Genomic DNA, 23,829 nt, shown 5'->3' with positions numbered 1-23,829 from the left:
CATGTCATTACACGAAACACTGCACCAAGGTTTTTACGGCCCAATCTCTGATGATGTTTGGCAAAAAGCCAAAAAAATTAAGCTGCTTATTTGCGATGTCGATGGGGTATTTTCCGATGGCCGTATTTATTTAAGTAATGCAGGGGAAGAGTTAAAAGCATTTCATACCCGTGATGGTTATGGCATTCGCTCTATTTTAACCAGTAATATTCATGTTGCTGTGATAACCGGGCGTAAATCTGCCATTGTGGAAAATAGAATGACCGCTTTAGGTGTCACTCATATTTATCAAGGTGTTGATGATAAACTAGTGCCTTACCAAAGCCTGTTAGATACCTATGGCGTTAGCCCAGATGAAGTCGCCTATATTGGTGATGACATGGTTGACTTACCTGTGATGAAACAGGTTGGCCTTGCAGTTTGTGTGGCTGATGGCCATCCTTATGTTAAACAACATTGCCATATGACCACCACCATTAACGGCGGAAATGGCGCATTACGTGAACTCACCGATTTGCTATTACTTAGCCAAGATAAGTTTGAAAATGCCCACGGAATGAGTATATGAGCCGAGTGACCTTCGCTATTATCGGATTTTTTGGCGCAGCCTTAGTCCTTTATTGGCAAGTACAAGTTAAACGTAGTCAGATGGAGGCAAGTACATTGCCAGCCCCTGCTCGCCCTGATTTTATCGCCAATGACTTACGCACCACTGAATTTAATGAGCAAGGTTTAGTGCAAAGCCGAGTCTCAGCGAAATACATGGAGCACTTTCAGCAAAGTAATGAAACCATGTTTACTGAGCCTGTCTACCTTATTTATCCTGAAAATGGTGAAGCCGAATGGCAATTAAGCGCAGATTTAGGCAAGCTGAATAATGAAACAGGCAAAGTAGTTTTAGAAAATAATGTTATTATTGATGCAATAAACATCGACGAGCCATTACAATCTTTGACAACCACCATGTTGGCACTCGATATGAACACCATGATTTTGACCTCAGATAGACAAATTTTTGTTACTGGGTCAGATTTTAATATACAAGGTTTAGGCCTGTATGCTGATTTAAATGCTCAAGAACTTGAACTTTTAAGTCAAGTAGAAGGAACGTATGAAGCAAAGTAAACTTTTGATTGCCTCACTACTCAGTGTAGTCAGTATTGCCAGCGCCTATGCAAAAGAAGGCGATTTACAGCAAGAGCTTAAAGTCGCAGCTGTGAGCCAAAAAGCTGACATAAAAAACAATCAGGTCATCTTCTATGGCCCAGTTAATGTGACTCAAGGGTCGATTAACATTAATGCCGACGAATTACGCGCATTTGGCACCGAAAGCGGCACCCAAAAAACCATGGTTGCCACAGGTAACCCTGCGACATTTTCCCAAGAGTTAGATGATGGCCGTATTGGTACTGCCAGTGCCGATGAAATTAAATATGAGCTTGCCACTAGCATTTTAACCTTAACGGGTAATGCTAAATTGGACCAAGCTGGCAGCCAGGTTACTGGTAACCTAATTAGCTACAACATTGAAAAGCAGCAGTTAATTGCTGAAAGCACCGGTACTGGTGAAGATCGGGTTATCACTATTTTTCAACCAGAAAGTCACCCAGACTTGATTGATTCTGAAAAGAAAAAAGATGAGCAACCACATTTACCAGACAGCGCTAAACCCGGTGATGACACGCCACCAGCTATAATTGAAAACAACAATTTATCTGCTGTAGAGGCTGTGAACTCAACTGAAACACCCGAAGTAACTGAATCACTTAACGCTGAGGCGCAGGCGACATTGTCAGCCCCAGCAGCTGAGCAAAATGACTAATGACCCAAATTACGTTAACCGCTGAAAATCTCGCTAAGAGTTATAAAAGTCGCCAGGTAGTAAAAGATGTCAGCCTGACGGTAAAAACCGGCCAAATTGTTGGCTTACTTGGCCCTAATGGTGCGGGTAAAACCACCACCTTTTATATGGTCGTAGGCCTAGTCAAAAGTGATAAGGGCCGCATTCTGATCGATGAAGATGATTTAACCGCAGATCCAATGCATTTGCGCGCCCGAAAAGGCATTGGCTACTTACCTCAAGAAGCCAGTATTTTTCGTAAGCTCACAGTACACGATAATATAATGGCAGTGCTTCAAACTCGCAAAAGCTTATCAAATGAGCAGCGCATTGAAGAACTGGAACATTTATTAGAAGAATTTAACATAACTCATATCCGTGATAGCCAAGGTATGGCGTTATCGGGAGGCGAGCGTCGCCGAGTTGAAATTGCACGCGCATTAGCGGCAAATCCTAAGTTTATTTTATTAGATGAACCTTTTGCAGGGGTAGATCCTATCTCAGTAATCGACATCAAGAAAATTATTCAACAACTTAAAAGCCGTGGTTTAGGGGTGCTAATTACCGACCATAATGTCCGTGAAACACTTGATGTGTGTGAGCGAGCATATATTGTGAGTCACGGAAACTTGATTGCTGAAGGAACACCTGCTGAGATCTTAGTCAATCAGCAAGTTAGGTCGGTATACTTAGGTGAACAATTCAAGCTATAGTTAGCACTATTCAGTTTTTAGTATGGCATTCGCGGCCAACAACAAACCTTAATCTAGTCTATTTTTCTAGGATCATAAACTAGCGCCCACACTGTTCGTCGCGATGATGTAATTCAATTAGGGACAAGCGGTACATGAAAGCCTCACTCCAACTCAAAATGGGTCAACACTTAACCATGACCCCACAGTTGCAACAAGCGATTCGCTTATTGCAACTTTCCTCATTGGAGCTACAGCAAGAAATTCAACAAGCACTTGATTCAAACCCGCTATTAGAGCTTGAAGACGAATTCACTAAAGCCAAAGAGCCCGTAAAAGAAAACGCCCTGCAAACTGACACCGATTTTAGTGATAATAGCCAAGTCACCATAGAAAAAGACACCTCAACGGTTGATACCACTGAATCGCTCACTAAAGATTCTATGCCTGAAGAACTCCCTATGGATACCACATGGGATGAGGTGTATACCGCCTCGCCGACTTCTGGCTCTGGCGCAGTATCGAGCGGTAATGATATGCCGTTTCAAGGCGAAACCAGTGAAGGCTTGTATGAGCATCTTGAATGGCAAAAAAACCTCACTCCCTTTTCTGAAAATGACTTAGTGATTGCAACCGCCATTATTGATGCCATTGATGAGCGCGGTTACCTCACCCAGAGCGTTGAAGACATTTTGCAATCCTTAGGCACTGACGATATCGAACTCGATGAAGTTGAAGCTGTACTTAAACGGGTACAACACTTCGATCCCGTCGGCATTGCAGCGCGAGATTTAAGTGAGTGTCTATTAATTCAATTAGGCCAATACCCTAATGAAATTCCTTGCATAGATAATGTTAAGTTACTGATTAAAGATCATCTTGATTTAATCGCCGGTCGTGACTTTAGGTTACTGATGCGTAAAACCAAGCTTAAAGAAGATGATTTACGTGAAGCCATTGAATTTATTCAAACGCTCAATCCACGTCCAGGCTTGCAAATTACCCCCATTAAAGATGAGTACGTCATTCCTGATGTTACTGTACTTAAAAAGAATGGTCGCTGGGTGGTCGAGCTAAATCCCGATAACATGCCTAAAATTGGCGTTAATCAGCAATATGCAGCTATGGCCAAAGGCGGTTCAAGCCAAGCTGACAGCCAATTTATTCGTGGTCATTTACAAGAAGCTAAATGGTTTATCAAAAGCATCGATAGCCGTAATGAAACCTTACTAAAAGTGGCTAACTGTATCGTACAATTTCAGCAAGGTTTCTTTGAGTTCGGTGAAGAAGCCATGAAGCCGATGGTGCTCAATGATATTGCTGAAGCGGTTGAAATGCACGAGTCGACCATTTCACGGGTCACGACCCAAAAATACATGCATACCCCCCGTGGACTTTTTGAACTAAAATATTTTTTCTCAAGCCATGTAAGTACCGATGATGGTGGAGAATGCTCTTCTACAGCAATTCGCGCATTTATTAAAAAGCTCGTAGCTGCAGAAAACCCGAAAAAGCCTCTTAGTGATAGTAAAATGGCGACACTATTGGCTGAACAAGGGATTAACGTTGCTCGACGTACGATAGCCAAATATCGAGAGGCAATGCTCATCCCTCCCTCAAACCAACGCAAAAGCTTATAACTTTTTGTTATTGGAGGATGACCTATGCAAATTAACCTGACTGGAAACCATATTGAAATAACTCAATCTTTACGGGAATACGTGCAAACAAAATTTTCAAAGCTTGAACGACACTTCGAACAGATCAATAATGTTCACGTTGTGCTCGATGTTCAAAAGCTACAACAGATTGCCGAAGCCAAACTGCACCTAAAAGGCGGTGAAGTGTTTGCTGTATCGCGTAACGCTGATATGTATGTGGCAATAGACGCCCTGATAGATAAGCTAGACCGTCAGGTAATTAAACATAAAGAGAAACTCACTAAGCATTAACGATGGAACTTCGTACCATCCTGCAGCCGGCGTGCACTACCTGTGCCACTCCGGGCAGTAAGAAAAAGGTACTGGAATTAATCAGCAATTTAATGGCTGCCCAGTACCCAACCCTTTCTTCACAGGCTATTTTTGAAAGTCTAATAGCGCGTGAAAAAATGGGCAGTACAGGTATAGGAAATGGCATAGCAATTCCACATGGGCGCTTAGATAATATCGAAGAACCCATTGCTATTTTAATCAAATGCGAAGAGCCAATCGCCTTTGATGCCATAGACAAGCAACCTGTAGATATTTTATTTGCGCTTCTTGTACCTGCAGATCAGTGCCAGCAACACCTAAGCACATTATCTAGCATGGCAGAGAAACTCAGTGATAAATTGATACTTAAACGACTTCGAAAGAGTCATGACGCTACAGAACTTTATCAGGTTATTACTGCATGAAACTTGTCATCGTATCGGGACGTTCAGGTTCAGGAAAATCAGTCGCACTGAGAGTGCTTGAAGATTTAGGTTATTACTGTGTTGATAACCTGCCACTGCCACTGATTGGCAGCCTGCTTGAACAGCTTAAAGATAGTAACGAGCTTGTCGCCATTAGCGTCGATGTGCGTAATATCGAAGAGCAAGGCAAAGTACTCAAAGAGCAAATTGCTTTACTGTCTGACGATACCAGCATTACCAGTTTCTTTTTAAACGCCAACGATAAAGTGTTACTGAAGCGTTTTAGTGAGACCCGCCGATTACACCCACTGTCTAAGAATCAAATTTCGTTACAAGAAGCCATTAAGCTTGAGGGGCGGTTACTCGAACCCATAGCCAAAATGGTTGATCACTATATCGACACCTCGCAAACTAATATCTACGAATTGAGCGATCATGTTCGGCAAATCTTGCTAGGCAGTGTTGATAAAGAATTAGTGGTACATTTTGAGTCATTTGGCTTTAAGCATGGCATGCCGGCTGAAGCAGACTTTATGTTTGATGTGCGCTTTTTACCGAATCCGCACTGGGAGCTTGAGTTAAGGCCCTACACAGGCCTAGATGCGCCCGTGCAAGAGTTCTTAGAGCGACAGCCTTTGGTGAATAAGTTTATCTGGCAAATTGAAAACCTTTTTGACACTTGGATGCCACATTTAGAGCGTAATAACCGCAGCTACCTGACCATTGCCATTGGTTGTACTGGCGGTCAGCACCGTTCGGTTTATATTGCCGATCAGCTCGCTAAACGTTTCAACAACTCTAAGCACAAAGTCAGCGCCCGCCATAGAGAGCTTGGCATTGAATAAGCTAACCACATCGCCAGCCAAAACGGTGGCCTATTCAAAGCAAATTACCATCAGTAACAAGCTAGGCTTGCATGCGCGAGCGGCGACTAAATTGGCAATTTTAGCTACCGAGTTTGACGCAACTATCACCCTTATCCAAGGTGAGAAACAAGCCAGTGCTGCCAGTGTATTGGGGTTATTAATGTTAGAAAGTGGCATTGGTAAAATCATTACTGTTGAAGCTCAAGGCCGTGATGCAGAAAAAGCCCTTGAGGCCGTATGCAAGTTAATCAACGATAAATTTGACGAAGAAAGCTAACCGCCTGCGCCCAGTAACATCTCCAAGGAAACACAGCGACTCACCTTTACCATTATTTTATTAGCTATACTCAACACACCACCAAGCAGTATTAGCGTGTTTATGAATTGCGCATCAAGCCATCAGATATTAGAAATTTCTTCATTCTTTCCGGTGAGTTAAGTTAACATTTCATCATCGTCTTTTCAGGAGTAGCCAATGGGTATTGAAGTCATCGACAGCGAACTGACCGAACAACGTCTTAATCAGCTTACACAAGCATTAGGTAGCGGTATGTTTGTTCATGTCAGAAATATGCTTCATGACATGGCCGCCTCCGATGTCGCATTAATTCTTGAATCATCACCGCCGAAAACTCGTCAAGTGTTATGGCAACTGATTGATCATGAGCAAGCGGGTGAAATCCTAGAAGAACTCGGTGAAGAGTTAAAAGATTCACTCATCAGCGCTATGACCCCAGAAAAAGTAGCCCAAGCCACCTCAGGGATGGATACCGATGACTTGGCTTACATCTTAAGAAGTTTGCCAGATGCTGTTTATAAAAAAGTACTGCAATCCATGAGCAGTCAAGACCGCCATCGCGTCGAACAAGCACTGTCATACCCTGATGACACCGCTGGCAGTATCATGAATACTGATACGGTCACTTTGCGTCCTGACGTTAATATTGATGTGGTATTACGCTATTTGCGCCAGCGCGGCAACTTACCCGATACCACAGATACCTTATATGTGGTTGATCGCAACGATCATGTGCTTGGTGGGGTGCGCCTTGCCGATCTACTCACCTGTGATCCTAATTCAACCATTCGCAGCATCATGGATCCTGAATTAGAAAGCATCCCTGTGGACATGCCTGATAATGAAGTGGCGCAATTATTTGAACGCCATGACTGGATTTCGGCCCCAGTGGTAGATGAAGCACAAAAATTATTAGGCCGTATTACCATTGATGATGTGGTCGATGTTATTCGTGAAGACGCCGAACACTCAATGATGGGGATGGCGGGTATGGATGACGATGAAGATACCTTTGGCCCAGTAATGAAAAGCACCTTCAGACGCTCGCTATGGCTTACCATTAACTTGTTTGCCGCCTTACTTGCTGCATCAGTAAGTAATATGTTTGAAGGCACGTTAGAGCAATTTGCCACCATCGCGATTTTAATGACTATTGTCCCTAGTATGGGCGGTGTGGCAGGCAATCAAACCTTAGCTCTGGTTATTCGTGGTATCGCCTTGGGTCATATTGGTCAAAGTAACTCCCGTTGGCTTATAGGTAAAGAATTAGCCATTGGTTTTCTTAATGGCCTCATGTGGTCGGTACTGGTCTTCTTTGCAGTGTGGCTATGGAAAGGTGATATGGCACTGGGCGGTCTCATTGGCGGCGCGATGCTCATTAACATGACCGTTGCCGGACTAGCGGGGGCCAGTATTCCGCTCATACTTAAAAAACTCAATATCGATCCGGCATTGGCTGGCGGTATGGTACTAACCACAGTCACCGATGTGATTGGCTTATTCGCCTTTTTAGGCTTAGCGACCATTTTCTTAATGTAGCGCCGTAAAACCCCCTCTCTCATCAGCATAAAAAGCGGCATTTATTGCCGCTTTTTTGTGCCTTAAAACCATAGAGTTTTAATGGTTACTTTTGTTTACCAATTAAAACCAATTCGCACCAAAATAGTACTTTTGCACCAAGATGTTTCACGCTCACTTTTTAGAGCTAACACTTTAAAAAAATAAGTCACTGTAATAAAAGGGTAAAATATTTATTTCATAATTGGCACAAGTATTCCATTGAGTTACGTATCACTAAAGAGGTAGCTTTTAATTTGACCAATTTAGTGGAGAAATTTAAGCCTTATAAATTTGAATATCAGCAGGAGTCGATGATGAAATTATTACACACATGTTTGAATCTTTGTCGTAATCAGTGCCACTTTTATAAGCATGTAGGCTGTAGCCTATGGGAAGTAGAATAGTCTTATCGTTAAGCCGACGAAGTTAATCGCTTTTAAATGCTTGGAGCTAATATGTCAGCACAAACAAAGTTTTATCCCGAGAGCTTTCAGCAGCAAGTGATCGCTGAAGTGAAGCAACATAATCGATTAATTTCTGATGTTGCTAAGCAATACTGCATCTCAGCAAAAACGGTTTACCAATGGGTTAAAAATAAAGAAACCGCGATGACATCAAAAACTAATGCCGAGGGCGTGACCACTCGCAAGCGTACACAAGCTAAACAGAAAAGCGCTTTAGTGTCAGAGATAGCTCACTTACAACTTAAGATATCTCAGCTGAATCAGCAGCTGTTATCGATTAATAGCAATTAGTGGGGATTAACTCAGTTCCGACAAACTTGATTGAATTAAACGCTGCCCCCATCGGCAATTAATTAGCGACAAATCTATTGTAAAATATAGAGCTGTTCACCCTCAGGTTTGTCAATTTTATTACATAAAAAGCTGATATAAAGCAGCTATGTAAGCTAAAAACCTGCAACAGGGACTAACAATAATAATAGGTCGCAGGAATGCCAAAAGGCAGTGTAAGGCCGGTGCTAATGAAAGGATGTCATTAGTGCCAGTAAAGACAAAACGAATTGATTTTATAACGGTTCCGGCAGGTTTGATTCGATAAGCGCACCACCCCAAGTGCACTTATTAAGAAGCTAATATTCCGACGATAAAGGCTTTTAAACAATCAAGCTTGTCAATTTTATTCAAGCTCAGTGACTGCATTCCCCCCATGATTGCAGTATCACTGAATTGAAACCTGCAACAAGGCTAACAATAATTATAAGTCGCAGGTATGCCTACAGGCAGGTAAACCACCCTAAGGTAAGGATGTCACTAGGGTGATTGGAGATAGATTCAGGCAGATTTGATGTGTTGCTAACTGTTCCCCAGCAGTGAGCAATAGAGGTTTTATTAGGGCTTAAGCGCCCAAGGTAATACTTCTATCAACATGGCTAATTTATCCGTTTCAACAAGGTGACAGCACTCTCCCCCATGCTTGCATGGTCACTGAATTGAATACCTGCAACAAGGAATAATAACAATAATATGTCGTAGGCAAGCAACAGCGTAACTCTGATGAATGGAAGTCATAAGGGGAAATATTAAAAAGCATAAACTAGGAGATGTATTACGAGTATTAACTAATTTAACAACCAATAGCTTTGATTTGATTGATGGTCGTCCCCAGCGACTATTGATTATGAAAACATTCTATACCCCTTACTTCATGGAATGGCTTTCTACTATCAAACCTATTGAGTCCGTTGACGACTATTTGGACATGAGCAACTGCTTCTCTCCCCAGTTTTCGTAGTGAGCGAATGAATAAGTTTTCATCAACAACAGTTTTAATGCCGATACATTTTGTCGGTAGACAATGCACAAAAAGCCCTGATGGAAGGATCCATCAGGGCTTTTTTATCTTTAAACGTTATAAACGTTCTCAGCCTATGTAGAAACAGCGCCACTCAATTAGTCTTTTTCTGCGGCTAATCTCATATAGCGTTGTGATGACCAGTCAAAGTAATACTCTTGCCCTTGCCACTGATAAATTGTTCTGCCGTCTCTTTGGATAGCGCGGGCATTTTCAGGTAGCTGGGTTAAGCCACTGGCGTATTCAATACTGGTGGTGGATCGTTTCGGTTGAGACACCACTTGATGTTGCTGCGGTTGCACATAGTTTCTGCGGTAATGGCGATCATAGTAATCATAGCGATAGGGCGTTTGCCAGCCGTTATTCCAGCCTATGCCATTATTCCAGCCATAGCCCCAGCCATTATTCCATCGATTTCCCCACCGGTTATAATAAGGGTAACGCCAACCGTTATTCCACCCCACACCGACGCCCCAGCGCACTGATGAACCTGAATGACGTGAATGACGTGAATGACCATGATGACGATCGGATGTAAGATATCGCAGTTGCGGCAAGCCATCAAAAGCTTGCATGCTAGCTGAAATCTTGTGGGGACTCGCGTCTTGAGCATTAGCCCCTTGGGCATTAGTGCTTATGCCAAGCATTAAACTCAAGCCTACAGTTACTGAGATATACCCTTTTAAGCTCATCAGATATAAAGCCGTAAAGCAGGTCTTTGGCAGTGTCTGTTGTGCTTCTTTGTTCATCTCACGCCCCCCTTTGTACCTAAGCAGCATTTTCTACAGCAGCTAATATAGGGCAATTAAATGGCAATTACCCTATAAACAAGTCTAGCTCAAAACAACCTATAACCAATAACCATCGCTTAACCCTATTTTAGAAAAATGCTCATAGATACCGGCGCTATCTGGTTAATTCAAATCAACATCTAACCCATAATCATCGCTTAACCCAGTTTTATAAAAATGCTGATAGATACGCGGGCAATAGCTATGAGCAGGTTAATTAAAATCAACGACCAACAAATAAACATCGCTTAACCCTATTTTAGAAAAATGCTCATAGATACCGGCGCGATCTGGTTAATTCAAATCAACATCTAACCCATAATCATCGCTTAACCCAGTTTTATAAAAATGCTGATAGATACGCGGGCAATAGCTATGAGCAGGTTAATTAAAATCAACGACCAACAAATAAACATCGCTTAACCCTATTTTAGAAAAATGCTATAGTGCGCCCCAAAGAGCGATTAACAATAGAGTGAATAAGCCATGAGTTTTAAGGATTTACGTAGCTTCATTGATCACCTTGAAGCTAATGGTGAACTAAAGCGGATTAGTTATGCTGTTGATCCCAATCTAGAAATGACTGAAATTGCCGATCGCGTCTTGCGCTCTGGCGGCCCTGCGTTGTTATTTGAAAACCCAACCAATAACGACATGCCAGTTTTAGTGAATTTATTTGGCACTCCAAAACGTGTTGCTATGGCGTTAGGTAAAGACGACCCACTGGCTTTGCGTGAAGTGGGTGAATTGCTAGCTTTTTTAAAAGAACCTGAGCCGCCAAGTGGCTTTAAAGACGCTATTGCCAAAATACCTAAGTTCAAACAAGCGTTAAACATGCCGCCAAAAACAGTACGTAACCCACCTTGTCAGGAAGTGGTATTAACTGGTGACGAGGTGGATTTAACCAAATTACCGGTACAACATTGCTGGCCTGGCGATGTGGCGCCTCTAGTGACTTGGGGATTAACCATTACTAAAGGTCCGCGCCAAAAAAGACAAAACTTAGGGATTTATCGCCAACAGCTATTAGGCAGAAACAAACTGATTATGCGCTGGCTTGATCACCGCGGCGGCGCATTAGACTTTAAAGATTTCAAAGAAAAACACCCAGGTGAGCGCTACCCTGTGGTGGTGGCATTAGGCGCCGATCCGGTGACTATTTTAGGCGCGGTAACACCTGTGCCAGACTCAATGAGCGAATATGCTTTTGCGGGTTTACTGCGTGGTGAACGCACCGAAGTGTGCAAAGCCATCAGTTGCGACTTAGAAGTCCCAGCCACCAGCGAAATCATTTTAGAAGGCTATATTGACCCTGAAGAAATGGCTGAAGAAGGCCCTTATGGCGATCACACTGGTTACTATAACGAAACAGACAAGTTTCCAGTTTTCACCGTCACCCATATGACCCAGCGTAAAGATGCGATTTATCACAGCACCTACACAGGTCGTCCACCGGATGAGCCTGCCATGTTAGGTGTGGCGTTAAACGAAGTCTTTGTGCCGATTTTACGTAAGCAATATCCTGAAATTATCGACTTTTACTTGCCGCCTGAAGGTTGCTCGTATCGCATGGCAGTAATTTCAATTCGGAAGCAATATGCCGGTCATGCCAAACGGGTAATGATGGGCGCTTGGTCGTTCTTGCGACAGTTTATGTACACCAAATTCATCATCATCGTTGATGAAGACGTCAATTGCCGCGATTGGCAAGATGTGATTTGGGCGATTACCACCCGTATGGACCCAACAAGAGATACCGTAATGGTGGATAATACGCCGATTGATTACCTTGATTTTGCCTCGCCTATTGCCGGTTTAGGTTCAAAAATGGGCTTAGATGCGACCAATAAGTGGCCAGGCGAAACTGACAGAGAATGGGGCACGCCAATTGTGATGGATCCAGCAGTAAAAGATAAAGTGGATCAAATCTGGGACGAATTAGGTATTGATGATAGCCCAACGCTATAATGCCCAGCTAAAGAGTTAACCCTCTACCCTACAAATAAAATAAAAACACCCTTCAAAGAAAGGGCTACCAAGGATGTTAGATGAACACCATTCGCTGTAAAGTTGAAAAGATCACCCCATTTAATGATGCTGTTTTTCAGGTCATACTTAAACCAGAAGTCCCTTTTGACTTCAAAGCAGGGCAATACTTATCCATCGTTATGGGAGAAAAAGACAAACGTCCTTTTTCTATCGCCTCTGCACCTAACGCTGATTTAATTGAGCTGCACATTGGCGCCGCGGTATCAGAAAGCTACCCAATGCAAGTGGTTGAGCGCCTAAAAAACAACGAGTTTATTGATATTGAAGCCCCTGCTGGTGAGGCTTTTTTTCGTCAAGACAGCCAACGCCCTCGCATCATGATTGCTGGCGGCACGGGGTTTTCATACATTAAGAGTATTATTGAGCAGCAAATTGCTAGCGGCCATACAATAAAAACACAGTTTTACTGGGGTTGTCGTAACGAGCAAGCCATGTACTACCAAGACATTGCCCGCCAATGGCATGCAAACCATGAATGGTTAGAGTTTATTCCCGTTGTTGAAGAAGCGACAGCTAACTGGAATGGTAAACAAGCCAACTTGCTTGAGCAAATAAACCAAGATCATATCAGCTTAGTGGGTTACGACATTTATATTGCTGGCCGTTTCGATATGGTTGGCGCCGCCCGTGAAGTCTTTCGCGGTATGGGCGTAGAAGAAGCTCACCTTTATGGTGATGCCTTCGCATTTATCAAATAAGCCTAATTGATTTACCCATTAAAAAGCCGACTATTTTAGTCGGCTTTTTGTTTACCCCCATTATTTCTTCGCACTAAAACTCAATTATTCAGTACGCTAAACTAATGGCTAGAATTGTACTTTCTCATATTTAGACCAAGCTACAAGTCCATCCATAAAAGGGAATATCCATACAGCGGTATTCTCAGTGGAATGCACTCTAAAGAAAATCAATTCGGTTTCTTGAATATCCATTCGACGAATTTCACGGTAAAAGCGCATTGCCGACGGGGTAACGAAGTCTGGCTTTATAAACTCTTTTTGAGCTATTTTGCTATAGAAAACGTCAACCTCATAATCGCCAATGGTTTGTTCATATTGATTAAACGTACCACGGGTTTTCCATTTAATTGGCGTCGTACTGCAATCTTCGTCAGTGATGCAGATCGTGGTATAGATTTGGCCACTCTTTTCACCGTCATAGACAAGTGAGAGACTAAAATCACCACGGATAAGCTTCTCACCTGCTGCGGGAAAATACACGTCAGCATGGTAATGATGCTCGATAATATTGCCAACGCTATCTTTTGGGATCAGCACTCGATTAAATCGAATACGTTCTTCCATTTTTTTAGTTAACGGTACAAATTCACGCATATTCAAGCCAGCAGGCTCTGGAGATAGCGCATTGATATTGATAATCCCAACACCATCACAATCATCTAATGAATAACCAGGACAAGCAGCAAATGAATAATTGTTGCCATTGGTCAATGCAAAAGCACTAAAGCCCTTTAATCCTTGGACAAAGTTACTTTCAGGCGCAATATGTTTCTGCCACTTAGATTTATGCAGTTGATCAGTATCGTTTTTGTATAATAAAGTTGCGCTTTCTTCTAAGCCACCAATATTAATCTCAACTTGCTTGTCGCTGCTCCAAAATGCGGTATTTTTAAGGACTTTATGGTACTCACATTGATACCAAGCAAGAATGATTAATCCAATAACAAATAACGCTCCAGCAATTTTGACCATCACGCTGACATCTAAAAAAGCAGCTCTAATCGTACCGGAGTCAGTTAAAGAAACCATTTTCACATGACTGCGTTCATCAATATGAAGCTGGTAGCCACGTCTTGCGACAGCTTTTAAATGAATTTCAGAAAAAGGCTCTAATTTACGGCGTAATGTACTAATACATTGAGTTAATGAGGTAGGCGCAACCACCCTATCAGGCCATCCTTCCGCCAATAGGTGCTCTTTTGTCCAGATTTCTTCGCTATTATCTAATAATTTAATTAATACTGCATTTTCAGAAAAAGTCAGACTGGTTTTCTCATCATTAAGATGATTAATCAGCTGCTTGGCTGAAGTATCGAGTGTTAAATATGAAGTAATTTTTAGCACTGCCTGCACCTAAAGTTTTACTATTGAGTCAATTGAAATCACATGAATCATAATTCATATCTTATCAAAAATATGTGATTACCGACTCAGTCTTAAAATATTTTAAAATCAGATAATACAAACACTTATATAGATATACCTCAAAATATATTTTTGTTAATTACTGCTATTAACATTGTGAATGAATAACCATTTCATTCTCTAAAATTAAGCATTGCAGTTAAAATATTTTCCGATGAAATAAACTTTGTGAAATCAACATCATTACCCCAACCCATATTGTTAATGCGATATACAAGTTAGACAGAGGAAATTGAACTAACGACGATAAACTACTGCTAGTATCCTGTTGAGGGGCAGCAACTAACATCAGAGCGCGGAAAATGTCACTTGGATTAAGCAATATCATTACCTGTAAAAGTTGACTAGAAAGCTCCACAGTTTCCGCTACCATAAGTGTGAGTAAAATAAGGTCGTAAACCAATACAACCGCTACCCAAATAAACAATAAAATAGCAATGGCTTTAGCTTTTTCAGCCACCTGCAAACTCACCACATAACCCACTAATACAAAGCACATACTCAGTAAAATACTGCTAAACACTAAATGACAGAACAACGGCAACAATAATGACAATTCAGTGCCAGTAAACACATGAATAAGTGCAGCTGTTAATCCAAAAGAAAATACAATAGTGCAAGCTAGCACAGTGATATGGCCAACAAACTTACCTAATAATATCTGACTGCGGCTTAAAGGGTATGACAATAGCAACAGCAAGGTACCAGACTCTTCTTCACCAATAAAACTGTCATAACTCAACAAAATAGCCGTTAATGGTAAAATAAATACTCCAATGGAACTTAGACTGGCCATTAACATTGGCAGCTCTGGAACAGCTAACTCACCCGTGACAACTGAACCTGAAAATGAAATTATTAAGGATAAACTAGTTAATATCAGACCGATAAACACAACCCAACGATTACGAAAGTTGTCTTTAATTTCTTTACTGGCGATGGTTAAAATAGGTGTAAACATCATAATTCCTCAAGCAACGTTTTGCTGACGGTTATTCATGCAGTGATGATAAATATCACTTAAACCAGGTTCTTCAATAGAGAAGTTATAAACGCCACAATGCTGCGTGAGATACTGCATGACTCTTGGCTTATCTACCTGATGAATCAATAATTGATTATTCACAGCCAATGTATTTAAAAACTCATCCTCTGCTATCGCTTGATTAATTTCCTCTCCTTTAAACAACACTTTTAAGTCTGTTAATTGGCGCAACGTCTCTACACAGCCAGAGGCTAATTCCATGCCGTTAGCCATAATAAAAGCACGATCAATATTATCTTCAACAACTGCCAACTCATGGGTACACACTACAATGGCGCAACCTTGGCGTTTGAGTTCATCAATCTTTTGATACATAAACAGTGAGGCCTGTGGATCAAGTCCAACTGTAGGTTCATCAAGTAATAAAATATCAGGAGATGACAATATTGCTTGGGCAAAACCTAGACGCTGCTTCATGCCTTTTGAATAGCTTTTAACCGGATTATCTTGCGCATGCTCAAGGCCAAACTCTTCGAGTACTTGTAGAACTTTTGATTTATCAATCCGCTTTAACGCGGCAAAATAATTCAACACCTCTTTGCCGGTGAGCTTTTCATATAAACTGATATTTTCAGGTAGGTAACCTAGATTGATCTGACGGCGATCTTTCTCATGAGTCACCGTTTTACCCATCATGGTAATTTGGCCCGATGTGGGTTTTACTATGCCTAACAGCATTTTTATCAGGCTAGATTTACCTGCACCATTATGCCCCAGCAATGCTAACGTTTCCCCCGCATGTACCTGTAAACTGATATTGCCTACGGCAGTAAATTCACCGTACTGTTTAATGAGGTTCTGAACCTGAATAACTGAATTTCTTGGCATAAAAACCTACTTATTTAACGAATGCTCAGAAGGCTGAGTTGTTGAAACTATGTTTGAATTTACATATGAATAATCTGCTAGTTCAGCGGCATAACCAATATTGGAATTTGCAGTCGGACTCATCATTGGAAAACTATCCATCACACCTGCTTCCGGCATAATTTGAAATTGCTGCTGAGTCCAGCGCAGCAAAGAAGCCACAGGACTTTTCAATAAAAAATGCGCTTCAGGATAAAGCCAATACAAACGATCTAAATGATCGCTTGGCTGATAAGCTTGCTCGCTAAACCCATCACCTGTTCGATCCCAACCGATAAAACCGCTCCAATAATTCCCTTGTTCTTTATGACTCCATTCAACAATCGTATCGCCGACATACTTCACATGAGCTTGATTATTAATAAACTGGTTACGATATATTTGATTGCCTTCGCCGCCCATCGCCATATAAATACCAATTTCGCTATTAGCAAATTCATTGTTATAAACACGGTTATCACGGGCGCCATAAATGAACATGCTTTTACCTTCATCGCCCGTTGGCATTTTAGGGTTTGCATTAACGATATTATTCACATGATTGGCTTGAACGTCTGAGTCATTGGTCATGTTTAGCAACACACCAAATATCGCAGCACCATTAACTTGATTATGATGTAGATTAATCCGCTTAGAGTTCATTAATGCGTAACCACCATCGACTTTTGTGGCTGCATTATTAAAGGCTTCGTCATCTTCGGTATACATGTAATGAATACCGTATTGCTGCTTAGAAAATTGATTATTGGTGACTAAACTGTGTTTACCTGATTCTAGATACACGCCATCTCTTACATCTTTAATTACATTGCCATTGATAACAGCATGATCCACACGTTTTAGATAAATACCATCGCCTCTATCCAATACAAAGCGTTCAGCATCGCCGCTAATCAGGTTGTGAGAAATTTCAATATGATGGCTATTATCGGCGCGAATGCCAAAGCCATCGCCAGTGAGTACATTGTCAGCGATCACAATGTTTGTCATGCCATCATTAATCAATATGCCTGCATTCAGTTCATATTGATCGTCTCCCCAATTGAGAATGTTTAATTGCTTAATATTGACGTCATTACTGGCAATCGTGATGGCGCTACCTTGACCTTGAGCATCAATAATTGACCTGGGATGACCGATTAATGTGAGGGGCTTATTAATAATCGCATTACCAAGATAGGTTTGATTACTCAAAGCAATGCGGTCATGAGCACTCGCGTCGTCAATAATCTCTTGCAATAAAACAGATTTGACTAGTGGATTAACATTTATTTCCATTGAATCAGCAAGCGTAATAGGTGCAGTAAATACACCAATAATCCACCACCAAATCAATACAAATTTACCCATGGAGTTTCTCACTTTCATCTAACCAATTATCTGAATTTGCTTAGCTAATGACTTTTAGTAAATTAAAAACATTAATACTTTACCAAGCTAACACCTTTGTTTTTATAGGCTTAATGATGGCTCATATTCTCGCCTAATAATTCAATGGTAATGTCGTCAAACTTCAATACAGCCCCACCAAACTCACGGGCAAAATCTTGCGCTGCTTGTTCAGTACTAAATGAGGCTACAGCTGGGCCCATCACCGCTTGTCGACTGGTGCCATAAACATATGTCGCTGTTTTACCGTCAATAAAGAATTCATCTTTGGGATTATCCCAGTCTGTTTTGGCCATATCATGCACCCAAACTTGGTTCACCTGACGGGTATTTTCTGGCTGTAACAAAAAGCTGAACATGTCTCGTGTTGAGCAAAATGATGGGGCATTAGCGACATTATTCAGCTTTAATTGGCCTTTAGGCCCAGGATATTTGGTGATCATCATGCCGCACATATGACAGCGATCATGCTCATGAATTTGGTGAGCATGACGGTCAACTTCAGCCACTATGTTTTCGGGAGTACAAGCAAATAAAAATGGCACCAATAATAAAGATAGTATTTTTTTCATATCAATTTCCAACTGAAACACTGGGTAAATCATTCATATTAAAAAGAATCACCCTCAAAAATAACTAAGGGAAGTCATGTGGCTTGAGGGTGATTCAGGCAAACGTTAAATAGCGTAGGTCTGTCCTGCATATAGGATAAACAAACGTAAGCACATCATGCCGCTAATGGCACAAAATCCTGATAAGTAAAATGCTTTAGCGGAATGGCTAAAAGTTTTACCTGTGGCAAAGTTAAGTAAAATAGGCCCTAAGAACCCAATACCTACAACACCAATCCAGAATAGATTTGCCCATACGCCAGCTGTAAATGCTTCAAAGGCTAATTGTGCACCAGCATTACCTGTCGCTAAAGACATCGCAATCATGCAAATAAACAAAATTTCGGCAATCATGATTGGCCATTCAGCCCCATGAAGGATTTTAAGTTCACTGCTATGCATGTCTTCTTTAAACAAGAATACTGACACCATTTTTGATGCTGCCGCGCCCGCTGAAACACCCGAAGCAATAAATAAAGCAGGTAATACTGCTGTATTAATCAGTGGGAAACGGATTAACGCTGAAATCAAGAAACCAGTATAAGCACACACTGCTGCCGCTAGAATTAACACTGCAACTTCGCAAGGTTTGCGAATTGGTTTTAGCATGTTAATGATTGGCAACAAGATACTTAATGCTGGAATCGATTTGATTTCATCTTCAAAGGCATAAAGACACAACACTGCCGTAAGTGGGATGTACACACATAAAGCGATAACCCCTACTGACATCACAGATGTGAAGTTGTAGAACACCAAGATACGCCAGAAGAACAATGGGTTGGTTAAGTCTAAAACCAGACATAACATACCCAGTGCAATCGTCACAAACGAGATTAAGCTGGCAGCTTTATACAGTGGGGTAGTTTCAGTTTGGCCTTTAAAAAAGCGAATTGCTAAAGCAACCACTAAAGAACCGCCTGAAATACCGGCTAAGAAAAGGTAAACAGCAATTGGCCAAGGCCATGCAACCCCTTCAGATAGCCCCATGGTAAACTCCATTGAACCGTCCATCTTATACCCCCAACTTAACAACTGGAATGTAACGAAGGCTTGGTTCAGTACCAAATTGAGGCTTCATACGCACAGAGTCTTTCACCGCTAATAATTTATTAACGTATGAGGTTGGATCGTTAGCATCACCAAAGATCAACGCATCATATTTACACTGTTGTACACAAGCTGGTAACTCACCTTTTGATAATTTGCTGTTTAAACAGAAATCGCAATTATCAGCCACATCAGTTTCTTCATTAATAAAACGTGCATTGTATGGGCAGGCGCCAATACAGTATTTACAACCTGCACATTTACTTGCGTCCATGGTGACGATCCCTGTTTTAGGATCTTTATGTGCCGCACCTGTAGGACATACACTGACACATGGCGCGTTTTTACATTGCTGACAAGAAACACGAACAAACTTACGTTCGCAGTTACACTCTTCTTTGCCACAATGTGGACATGCTTGCCCTTCAACACCGCCAGATTGATGTTCCATCAACATTCTTGATTTGCCGTCAGGTAAGTTATTTGCGACATTACATGCCTCTTTACACTCACCACAACCGACACATTTATTTTGATCAAACACCATAACGTAATGAGGTTTGTTAGCATCTTCGTTGTCATCTTTAACTGAAGTACAGCCCATAGGGCCCAGAATTAAAGAAGCAGCTCCAATACCTTTTAGAAACCTCCGTCTTTCTATATTTTCACTCACAACATCCTCCCTAGTGCAGCTATCGCTGACTGGTATTTATTGGTTCGCTGCAAATTCAAATGACGAATCATCGACTCAATTCATCTAATTTAAATTCGGCTTTCATAATTGCGTTATTAATAGATTGTCTATTAAAAGATTGAGTTTGATTGGTCAGTAAGATGCGCCAGTGATCTATCGCGTCAACATATTCACCCTTAAGGTAAGCATCTGTTGCGAGTAGCAATCTGGTATTAAGCTCATCACGTTGAAAACTCAACGCTGTATCAATGACCATTTTGGTCTCAGGTAAAAACTGACGACTATCTCGGTAATACATTGATGTCGCTTTTATGCCTAATAACTCAGCATCAGCACCCACTAGCTCAATTAACTGATCTAGCGTCGTCACAGAGTCAGCATATAAACCGCCTTCTGCATATGATTGTGCTAACGAAATAAGCGCTAATTCATTTTGTGGTTGTTGCTGAACTTGATCTCGCCCTTTAGTAATACTGGCTGCAATCAAGTAATCCACCGATTCATCTGCCTGACCTTTATCCCAACCTTGGAAATGTCCTCCACTGGCATATATAGATAACGAAAAAATCAATACAGCGACTGACATCCATAATGGACTTTGATAAGAACCAGCAAGCTTAAATTCATCATATTTAAGGCAATGCTCGCCATTGTTACCGTCAGCCACTTTATTGGCTTGTTTCATCACAGTGCTGCTCAAATTACGGTTATATACACTGTGATGAAACCAGAAGAGTCCGATAAATATACTCAGACATACTGCTATACCTAAGGCCAGAATATTCATAAGTGTCTCTTCTTTCTTGAATTTAATTAATGAGTTATCACCAAAATTTCAATGACAACTTGTTGTTAGTAAAAGCTTAGTGAGAGCCCATCATGCCGTTCATGCCCATACCTGTTAGGCCCATACCTTTTGCGTTTTCACTCGGTGCTTCAGACTTAACTAATTCCACTTCAAAAATTAATGCGGTATCACCAGGAATATCACCAGCACCGTCTTTGCCATACGCTAGCTCAGATGGAATGGCAAAACGAAAGGTTGAGCCTTCAGGCATCAAGCGTAAACCTTCTTCCCAACCAGCAATGGCTGTCAGTAATGCAAAACGAACTGGATCTGTCGTTTCATCAAATACAGTCCCATCAACTAATGTGCCTTTGTACTTCACAGTGACCACATCTTCAGGGTTAGGTTTTCTGCCTTCACCCATTTTTATCACTTCATACTGCAAGCCAGAACCCGTCACCTTAACGCCATCTTTCGCTTTGTTTTCAACTAAGAAAGCATCACTGGCTTTTTTACTTTCAAGGGCAATTTGTTGCATTTTTTGGCTACTCAATAAATTAAGTAGTTCACTTCGATCGTTTAAGTAAGTCAGCACATCTTCATCAGACATTTTTTGTTCATTCTTAAGCGCATCAATCACACCATCAATCACCAATTGAACATTAATTTGAGCGCCAAGCTCCGTTTGGTTATAAATTTGGCTTGATAGGTAATTACCAATAGAAGCGCCCATGCTGTAAGACTGTTTTTCAACATCGCTTTCTACGTTTTGAGCAGCAAAACTGCCTGCTGATAAAACCAATGTCATACACGTTGCAATGGCTAAGGTACTTTTCTTTAATAATTTCATTTGGCACTCTCTCTTGGAAAATAGATTGACCCAGCGACAACACATCATCAGGTCTTAAATAGGTAATAAAATGGTTAAGGTAATTCTGTTACTCTTCCTGACAATCGCCAGCCGTAAATTCCATCGGCCATATGTCTAACCCCTGTGTAACCTAGTTTTACTGTTTCTCGTGCAGCCATCGCACTTGAAGTACATAAAGTGTTAGCACAGTAGAACACCATCACCGCATCCTTATTTTTGGGAAGTAACTTTTTCCAGTTCTTAACGTTGAAGTACACCGCACCAGGGATAAACCCTTCAGCCCATAACTCCAATGTGTTTACATCAAAAAAATAAACATCTTCATTGCCCACTAACGACTCAGCTTCACGCATTGAAATCGGATTAAGCTGAATGTCATTAATAGGAATTGGAATGAGATCCCCACCCGCACCAGCAAACACTTGTGCTTGCACTGCGACGAACAACGATACTGAAATCAAAATCTTGCTAAGTAGTTTTTTCATGGTTTTCTCTCAAAATATCTCGGCATCGGCTGACGCCGAGTTATTAAAAAATGGCTACTCACATACGTGAGTAGCCATTAGGGTTTTACATTTTTTTACCATTAATAATGGCTTGAGCTTGAGTCACGTAAGTGAGTGCTGCATCAATACGTTTATGGGTATAACGCGCACCATGGACACCCCAAGAACCATCTTTTTCAAGCAGCGTCACTGCATCTTGTGCTTTATCAGCCAATAGAAGAACTTGTGATTTATCTTCAACAGATAACTTAGTCACTTCTAATAATTGGTCGATAGTGTCAAGAGCGCCGACAACTTGAGCGTAAGTTTCTTTGATAGGCGTTTGGAACTTCATCACTTCGCCGTAGATCTCTTGTTGATCTTCGTAGTGTAGGCTTGGATCAAGTTCTGATTGGAACTGACTGTGACAACCTTTACCATTAACGACATTATCATCAGAGATAGCAGTACGAGCACAAGACCACATTAAATCTAAGTAGTTATTACCATTAGCATTCTTCGCAACAGTCCAACCTTTCACAGTAGATTCACGAGGTTTGCCTTCTGGTGGGTTCAATGTCTTCTGAGTTGGGTCGATTTCAATCTTCCACATGTGCGACTTACGAACCGCGTCGAAACCAGCTTGATCAGGGAACTGCATTGCGGTGAAGTTTTCACAACTGCCCATGTTAGGCATGTGACAACTTGTACAGCTTTGGTCGCTATGAGTCTTAGTGTTTGCTGCGATTTCAGCTTGCGCTGCGTGACAGTCAGAACACTCTTTCTTCATTTTCGGTTTGGTATAACCAGACTTCCAATCGTTGCTTGTAACTTCATGTGGATCATGACAAGTCGCACAACGCATGCCTTTTTCATAATGCATAGAAGCGAACATTTGCGAACCTTCAGTACCACATGATGGACATGCAGACTTCATTTTCACACCAAAAGCATACTCAAGTTTATCTTGGCCTTCTTCAGTATCAGCTAGCTCATCAACGAAGTTAAAACGTTGGTGACAACGTTCACAATTCGAAGGCATTCCGCCGCCATTACCACCATCGAGATGACCACCTGCTCCGTGACATTCTTCACAAGCAATACCTTTAGAAATGGTATGTTCTTGTAGTTTTTTAGGGTCACCTAAAGCAGCTAAGTATTCATCTTTAGTTTCGAAGTCGAACTTGAAGCTATGACACACTTCACAGTAAGAGCTTGCAGGTTGGAACAACATTTCTTTTTCATACTTCGCACCGTATGAGCTCATGCCCACTTGGTGAGAACCACTTGGACCAAATGCTTTACCATCGTTAGTTTCAGGAAATTCTGGGATAACTGCGTTAATTTTGGCAGCCATTTCAGGCGTTAACCATTCAGCCCAACCACGTGAGAATTGGTTACCACCAGCGACCATTTTACCGCTGCCATCTCTCAATAAGCCGTCACGAATATGGTAAGTACCACGGACTAACCATGCATCAATGAAGCCGTATTTAGTACGTGGTGTACCCACAGTTGCGTAGATCATGTCAGGCGTAATACCATCAGCCAAAATA

General features: G+C 41.4%; 25 protein-coding genes. 13 read left to right on the top strand and 12 right to left on the bottom strand.

The window, feature by feature from the left end; genetic code table 11:
* Position 1 precedes the first annotated feature (1 nt).
* From kdsC to BCU94_RS05920, 11 genes are all read left to right on the top strand, one after another.
* Positions 2-568: a 3-deoxy-manno-octulosonate-8-phosphatase KdsC gene (kdsC, locus tag BCU94_RS05970; protein ID WP_076539176.1), complete on the top strand. Its 567-nt coding sequence runs from the start codon at positions 2-4 to the stop codon at positions 566-568.
* Positions 565-1,125 carry an LPS export ABC transporter periplasmic protein LptC gene (gene lptC / locus BCU94_RS05965; RefSeq protein ID WP_102475894.1) on the top strand — a complete coding sequence of 187 codons (561 nt, stop codon included), beginning with the start codon at positions 565-567 and terminating at the stop codon, positions 1,123-1,125. The genes kdsC and lptC overlap by 4 nt, the downstream gene beginning before the upstream one ends.
* Positions 1,112-1,822, top strand: a complete 711-nt coding sequence (gene lptA, locus BCU94_RS05960; RefSeq protein ID WP_102440100.1) for a lipopolysaccharide transport periplasmic protein LptA — start codon at positions 1,112-1,114, stop codon at positions 1,820-1,822. Before lptC ends, lptA begins: the two co-directional genes overlap by 14 nt.
* The gene (gene lptB, locus BCU94_RS05955; RefSeq protein ID WP_076539182.1) at positions 1,822-2,553 is read left to right on the top strand and encodes an LPS export ABC transporter ATP-binding protein; all 732 of its coding nucleotides are present in this window, start codon (positions 1,822-1,824) and stop codon (positions 2,551-2,553) included. Before lptA ends, lptB begins: the two co-directional genes overlap by 1 nt.
* A 134-nt stretch (positions 2,554-2,687) precedes the next feature.
* Positions 2,688-4,172: an RNA polymerase factor sigma-54 gene (locus tag BCU94_RS05950; RefSeq protein WP_102440099.1), complete on the top strand. Its 1,485-nt coding sequence runs from the start codon at positions 2,688-2,690 to the stop codon at positions 4,170-4,172.
* A gap of 24 nt (positions 4,173-4,196) precedes the next feature.
* Entirely contained in the window at positions 4,197-4,484 is a 288-nt protein-coding gene (gene hpf, locus BCU94_RS05945; RefSeq protein ID WP_076539186.1) for a ribosome hibernation promoting factor, read from the top strand.
* Positions 4,485-4,486: 2 nt separating this feature from the next.
* Positions 4,487-4,930, top strand: a complete 444-nt coding sequence (gene ptsN / locus BCU94_RS05940; protein ID WP_102440098.1) for a PTS IIA-like nitrogen regulatory protein PtsN — start codon at positions 4,487-4,489, stop codon at positions 4,928-4,930.
* Complete coding sequence (gene rapZ / locus BCU94_RS05935; RefSeq protein ID WP_102475893.1) at positions 4,927-5,775, top strand: RNase adapter RapZ; 849 nt, start codon at positions 4,927-4,929, stop codon at positions 5,773-5,775. Before ptsN ends, rapZ begins: the two co-directional genes overlap by 4 nt.
* Before the next feature lie 25 nt (positions 5,776-5,800).
* Positions 5,801-6,073, top strand: a complete 273-nt coding sequence (locus tag BCU94_RS05930) for an HPr family phosphocarrier protein (RefSeq protein WP_102440123.1) — start codon at positions 5,801-5,803, stop codon at positions 6,071-6,073.
* A 198-nt stretch (positions 6,074-6,271) separates the two neighbouring features.
* Entirely contained in the window at positions 6,272-7,633 is a 1,362-nt protein-coding gene (gene mgtE, locus BCU94_RS05925) for a magnesium transporter (RefSeq protein WP_102440096.1), read from the top strand.
* A 476-nt stretch (positions 7,634-8,109) separates the two neighbouring features.
* Positions 8,110-8,409: a transposase gene (locus tag BCU94_RS05920; RefSeq protein ID WP_102475892.1), complete on the top strand. Its 300-nt coding sequence runs from the start codon at positions 8,110-8,112 to the stop codon at positions 8,407-8,409.
* Between the two features lie 1,158 nt (positions 8,410-9,567).
* Here the strand turns inward: BCU94_RS05920 and BCU94_RS05915 are convergent.
* Positions 9,568-10,218, bottom strand: coding sequence for a hypothetical protein (locus BCU94_RS05915; RefSeq protein WP_102475891.1), 651 nt, complete (start codon positions 10,216-10,218; stop codon positions 9,568-9,570).
* Positions 10,219-10,746: 528 nt separating this feature from the next.
* Between BCU94_RS05915 and ubiD the strand changes: the two genes are divergently transcribed.
* Both ubiD and fre read left to right on the top strand, forming a co-directional pair.
* Positions 10,747-12,228, top strand: a complete 1,482-nt coding sequence (gene ubiD, locus BCU94_RS05910) for a 4-hydroxy-3-polyprenylbenzoate decarboxylase (protein ID WP_102475890.1) — start codon at positions 10,747-10,749, stop codon at positions 12,226-12,228.
* An 80-nt stretch (positions 12,229-12,308) separates the two neighbouring features.
* A complete protein-coding gene (fre, locus tag BCU94_RS05905) occupies positions 12,309-13,007 on the top strand; it encodes an NAD(P)H-flavin reductase (protein WP_102475889.1) in 699 nt (232 codons plus the stop codon).
* A 108-nt stretch (positions 13,008-13,115) separates the two neighbouring features.
* On the opposite strand, the gene BCU94_RS05900 is transcribed toward fre, so the two are convergent.
* The 11 genes from BCU94_RS05900 to BCU94_RS05850 all read right to left on the bottom strand — a co-directional run.
* Entirely contained in the window at positions 13,116-14,393 is a 1,278-nt protein-coding gene (locus BCU94_RS05900) for a winged helix-turn-helix domain-containing protein (RefSeq protein ID WP_102475888.1), read from the bottom strand.
* A 220-nt stretch (positions 14,394-14,613) separates the two neighbouring features.
* Positions 14,614-15,435, bottom strand: coding sequence for an ABC transporter permease subunit (locus BCU94_RS05895; RefSeq protein ID WP_102528039.1), 822 nt, complete (start codon positions 15,433-15,435; stop codon positions 14,614-14,616).
* Between the two features lie 9 nt (positions 15,436-15,444).
* A complete protein-coding gene (locus tag BCU94_RS05890) occupies positions 15,445-16,347 on the bottom strand; it encodes an ABC transporter ATP-binding protein (protein WP_102440249.1) in 903 nt (300 codons plus the stop codon).
* Between the two features lie 6 nt (positions 16,348-16,353).
* Positions 16,354-17,736 carry a nitrous oxide reductase family maturation protein NosD gene (nosD, locus tag BCU94_RS05885; RefSeq protein WP_102440248.1) on the bottom strand — a complete coding sequence of 461 codons (1,383 nt, stop codon included), beginning with the start codon at positions 17,734-17,736 and terminating at the stop codon, positions 16,354-16,356.
* A 110-nt stretch (positions 17,737-17,846) separates the two neighbouring features.
* On the bottom strand, positions 17,847-18,347 hold the full coding sequence (locus BCU94_RS05880) for a nitrous oxide reductase accessory protein NosL (protein ID WP_102440251.1): 501 nt from the start codon (positions 18,345-18,347) through the stop codon (positions 17,847-17,849).
* 105 nt (positions 18,348-18,452) lie between these two features.
* On the bottom strand, positions 18,453-19,400 hold the full coding sequence (gene nrfD / locus BCU94_RS05875; RefSeq protein ID WP_102475887.1) for an NrfD/PsrC family molybdoenzyme membrane anchor subunit: 948 nt from the start codon (positions 19,398-19,400) through the stop codon (positions 18,453-18,455).
* Between the two features lies 1 nt (position 19,401).
* Entirely contained in the window at positions 19,402-20,109 is a 708-nt protein-coding gene (locus BCU94_RS05870; protein WP_102475886.1) for a 4Fe-4S dicluster domain-containing protein, read from the bottom strand.
* 67 nt (positions 20,110-20,176) lie between these two features.
* Positions 20,177-20,917, bottom strand: a complete 741-nt coding sequence (locus BCU94_RS05865; RefSeq protein WP_133149782.1) for a nitrite reductase — start codon at positions 20,915-20,917, stop codon at positions 20,177-20,179.
* A 76-nt stretch (positions 20,918-20,993) separates the two neighbouring features.
* Positions 20,994-21,767, bottom strand: coding sequence for an FKBP-type peptidyl-prolyl cis-trans isomerase (locus BCU94_RS05860; protein WP_102475885.1), 774 nt, complete (start codon positions 21,765-21,767; stop codon positions 20,994-20,996).
* Positions 21,768-21,841: 74 nt separating this feature from the next.
* On the bottom strand, positions 21,842-22,273 hold the full coding sequence (locus BCU94_RS05855) for a rhodanese-like domain-containing protein (RefSeq protein WP_102440243.1): 432 nt from the start codon (positions 22,271-22,273) through the stop codon (positions 21,842-21,844).
* 85 nt (positions 22,274-22,358) lie between these two features.
* The coding region (locus BCU94_RS05850) for a cytochrome C (RefSeq protein ID WP_102475884.1) at positions 22,359-23,829 on the bottom strand (1,471 nt) is incomplete at its 5' end.

The organism is Shewanella sp. 10N.286.52.C2 (genome assembly GCF_002874545.1).
Lineage (GTDB): Bacteria > Pseudomonadota > Gammaproteobacteria > Enterobacterales > Shewanellaceae > Shewanella.
Note: the sequence above shows the minus strand (reverse complement) of the source record. Positions and strands in the feature narration are given on the sequence as shown.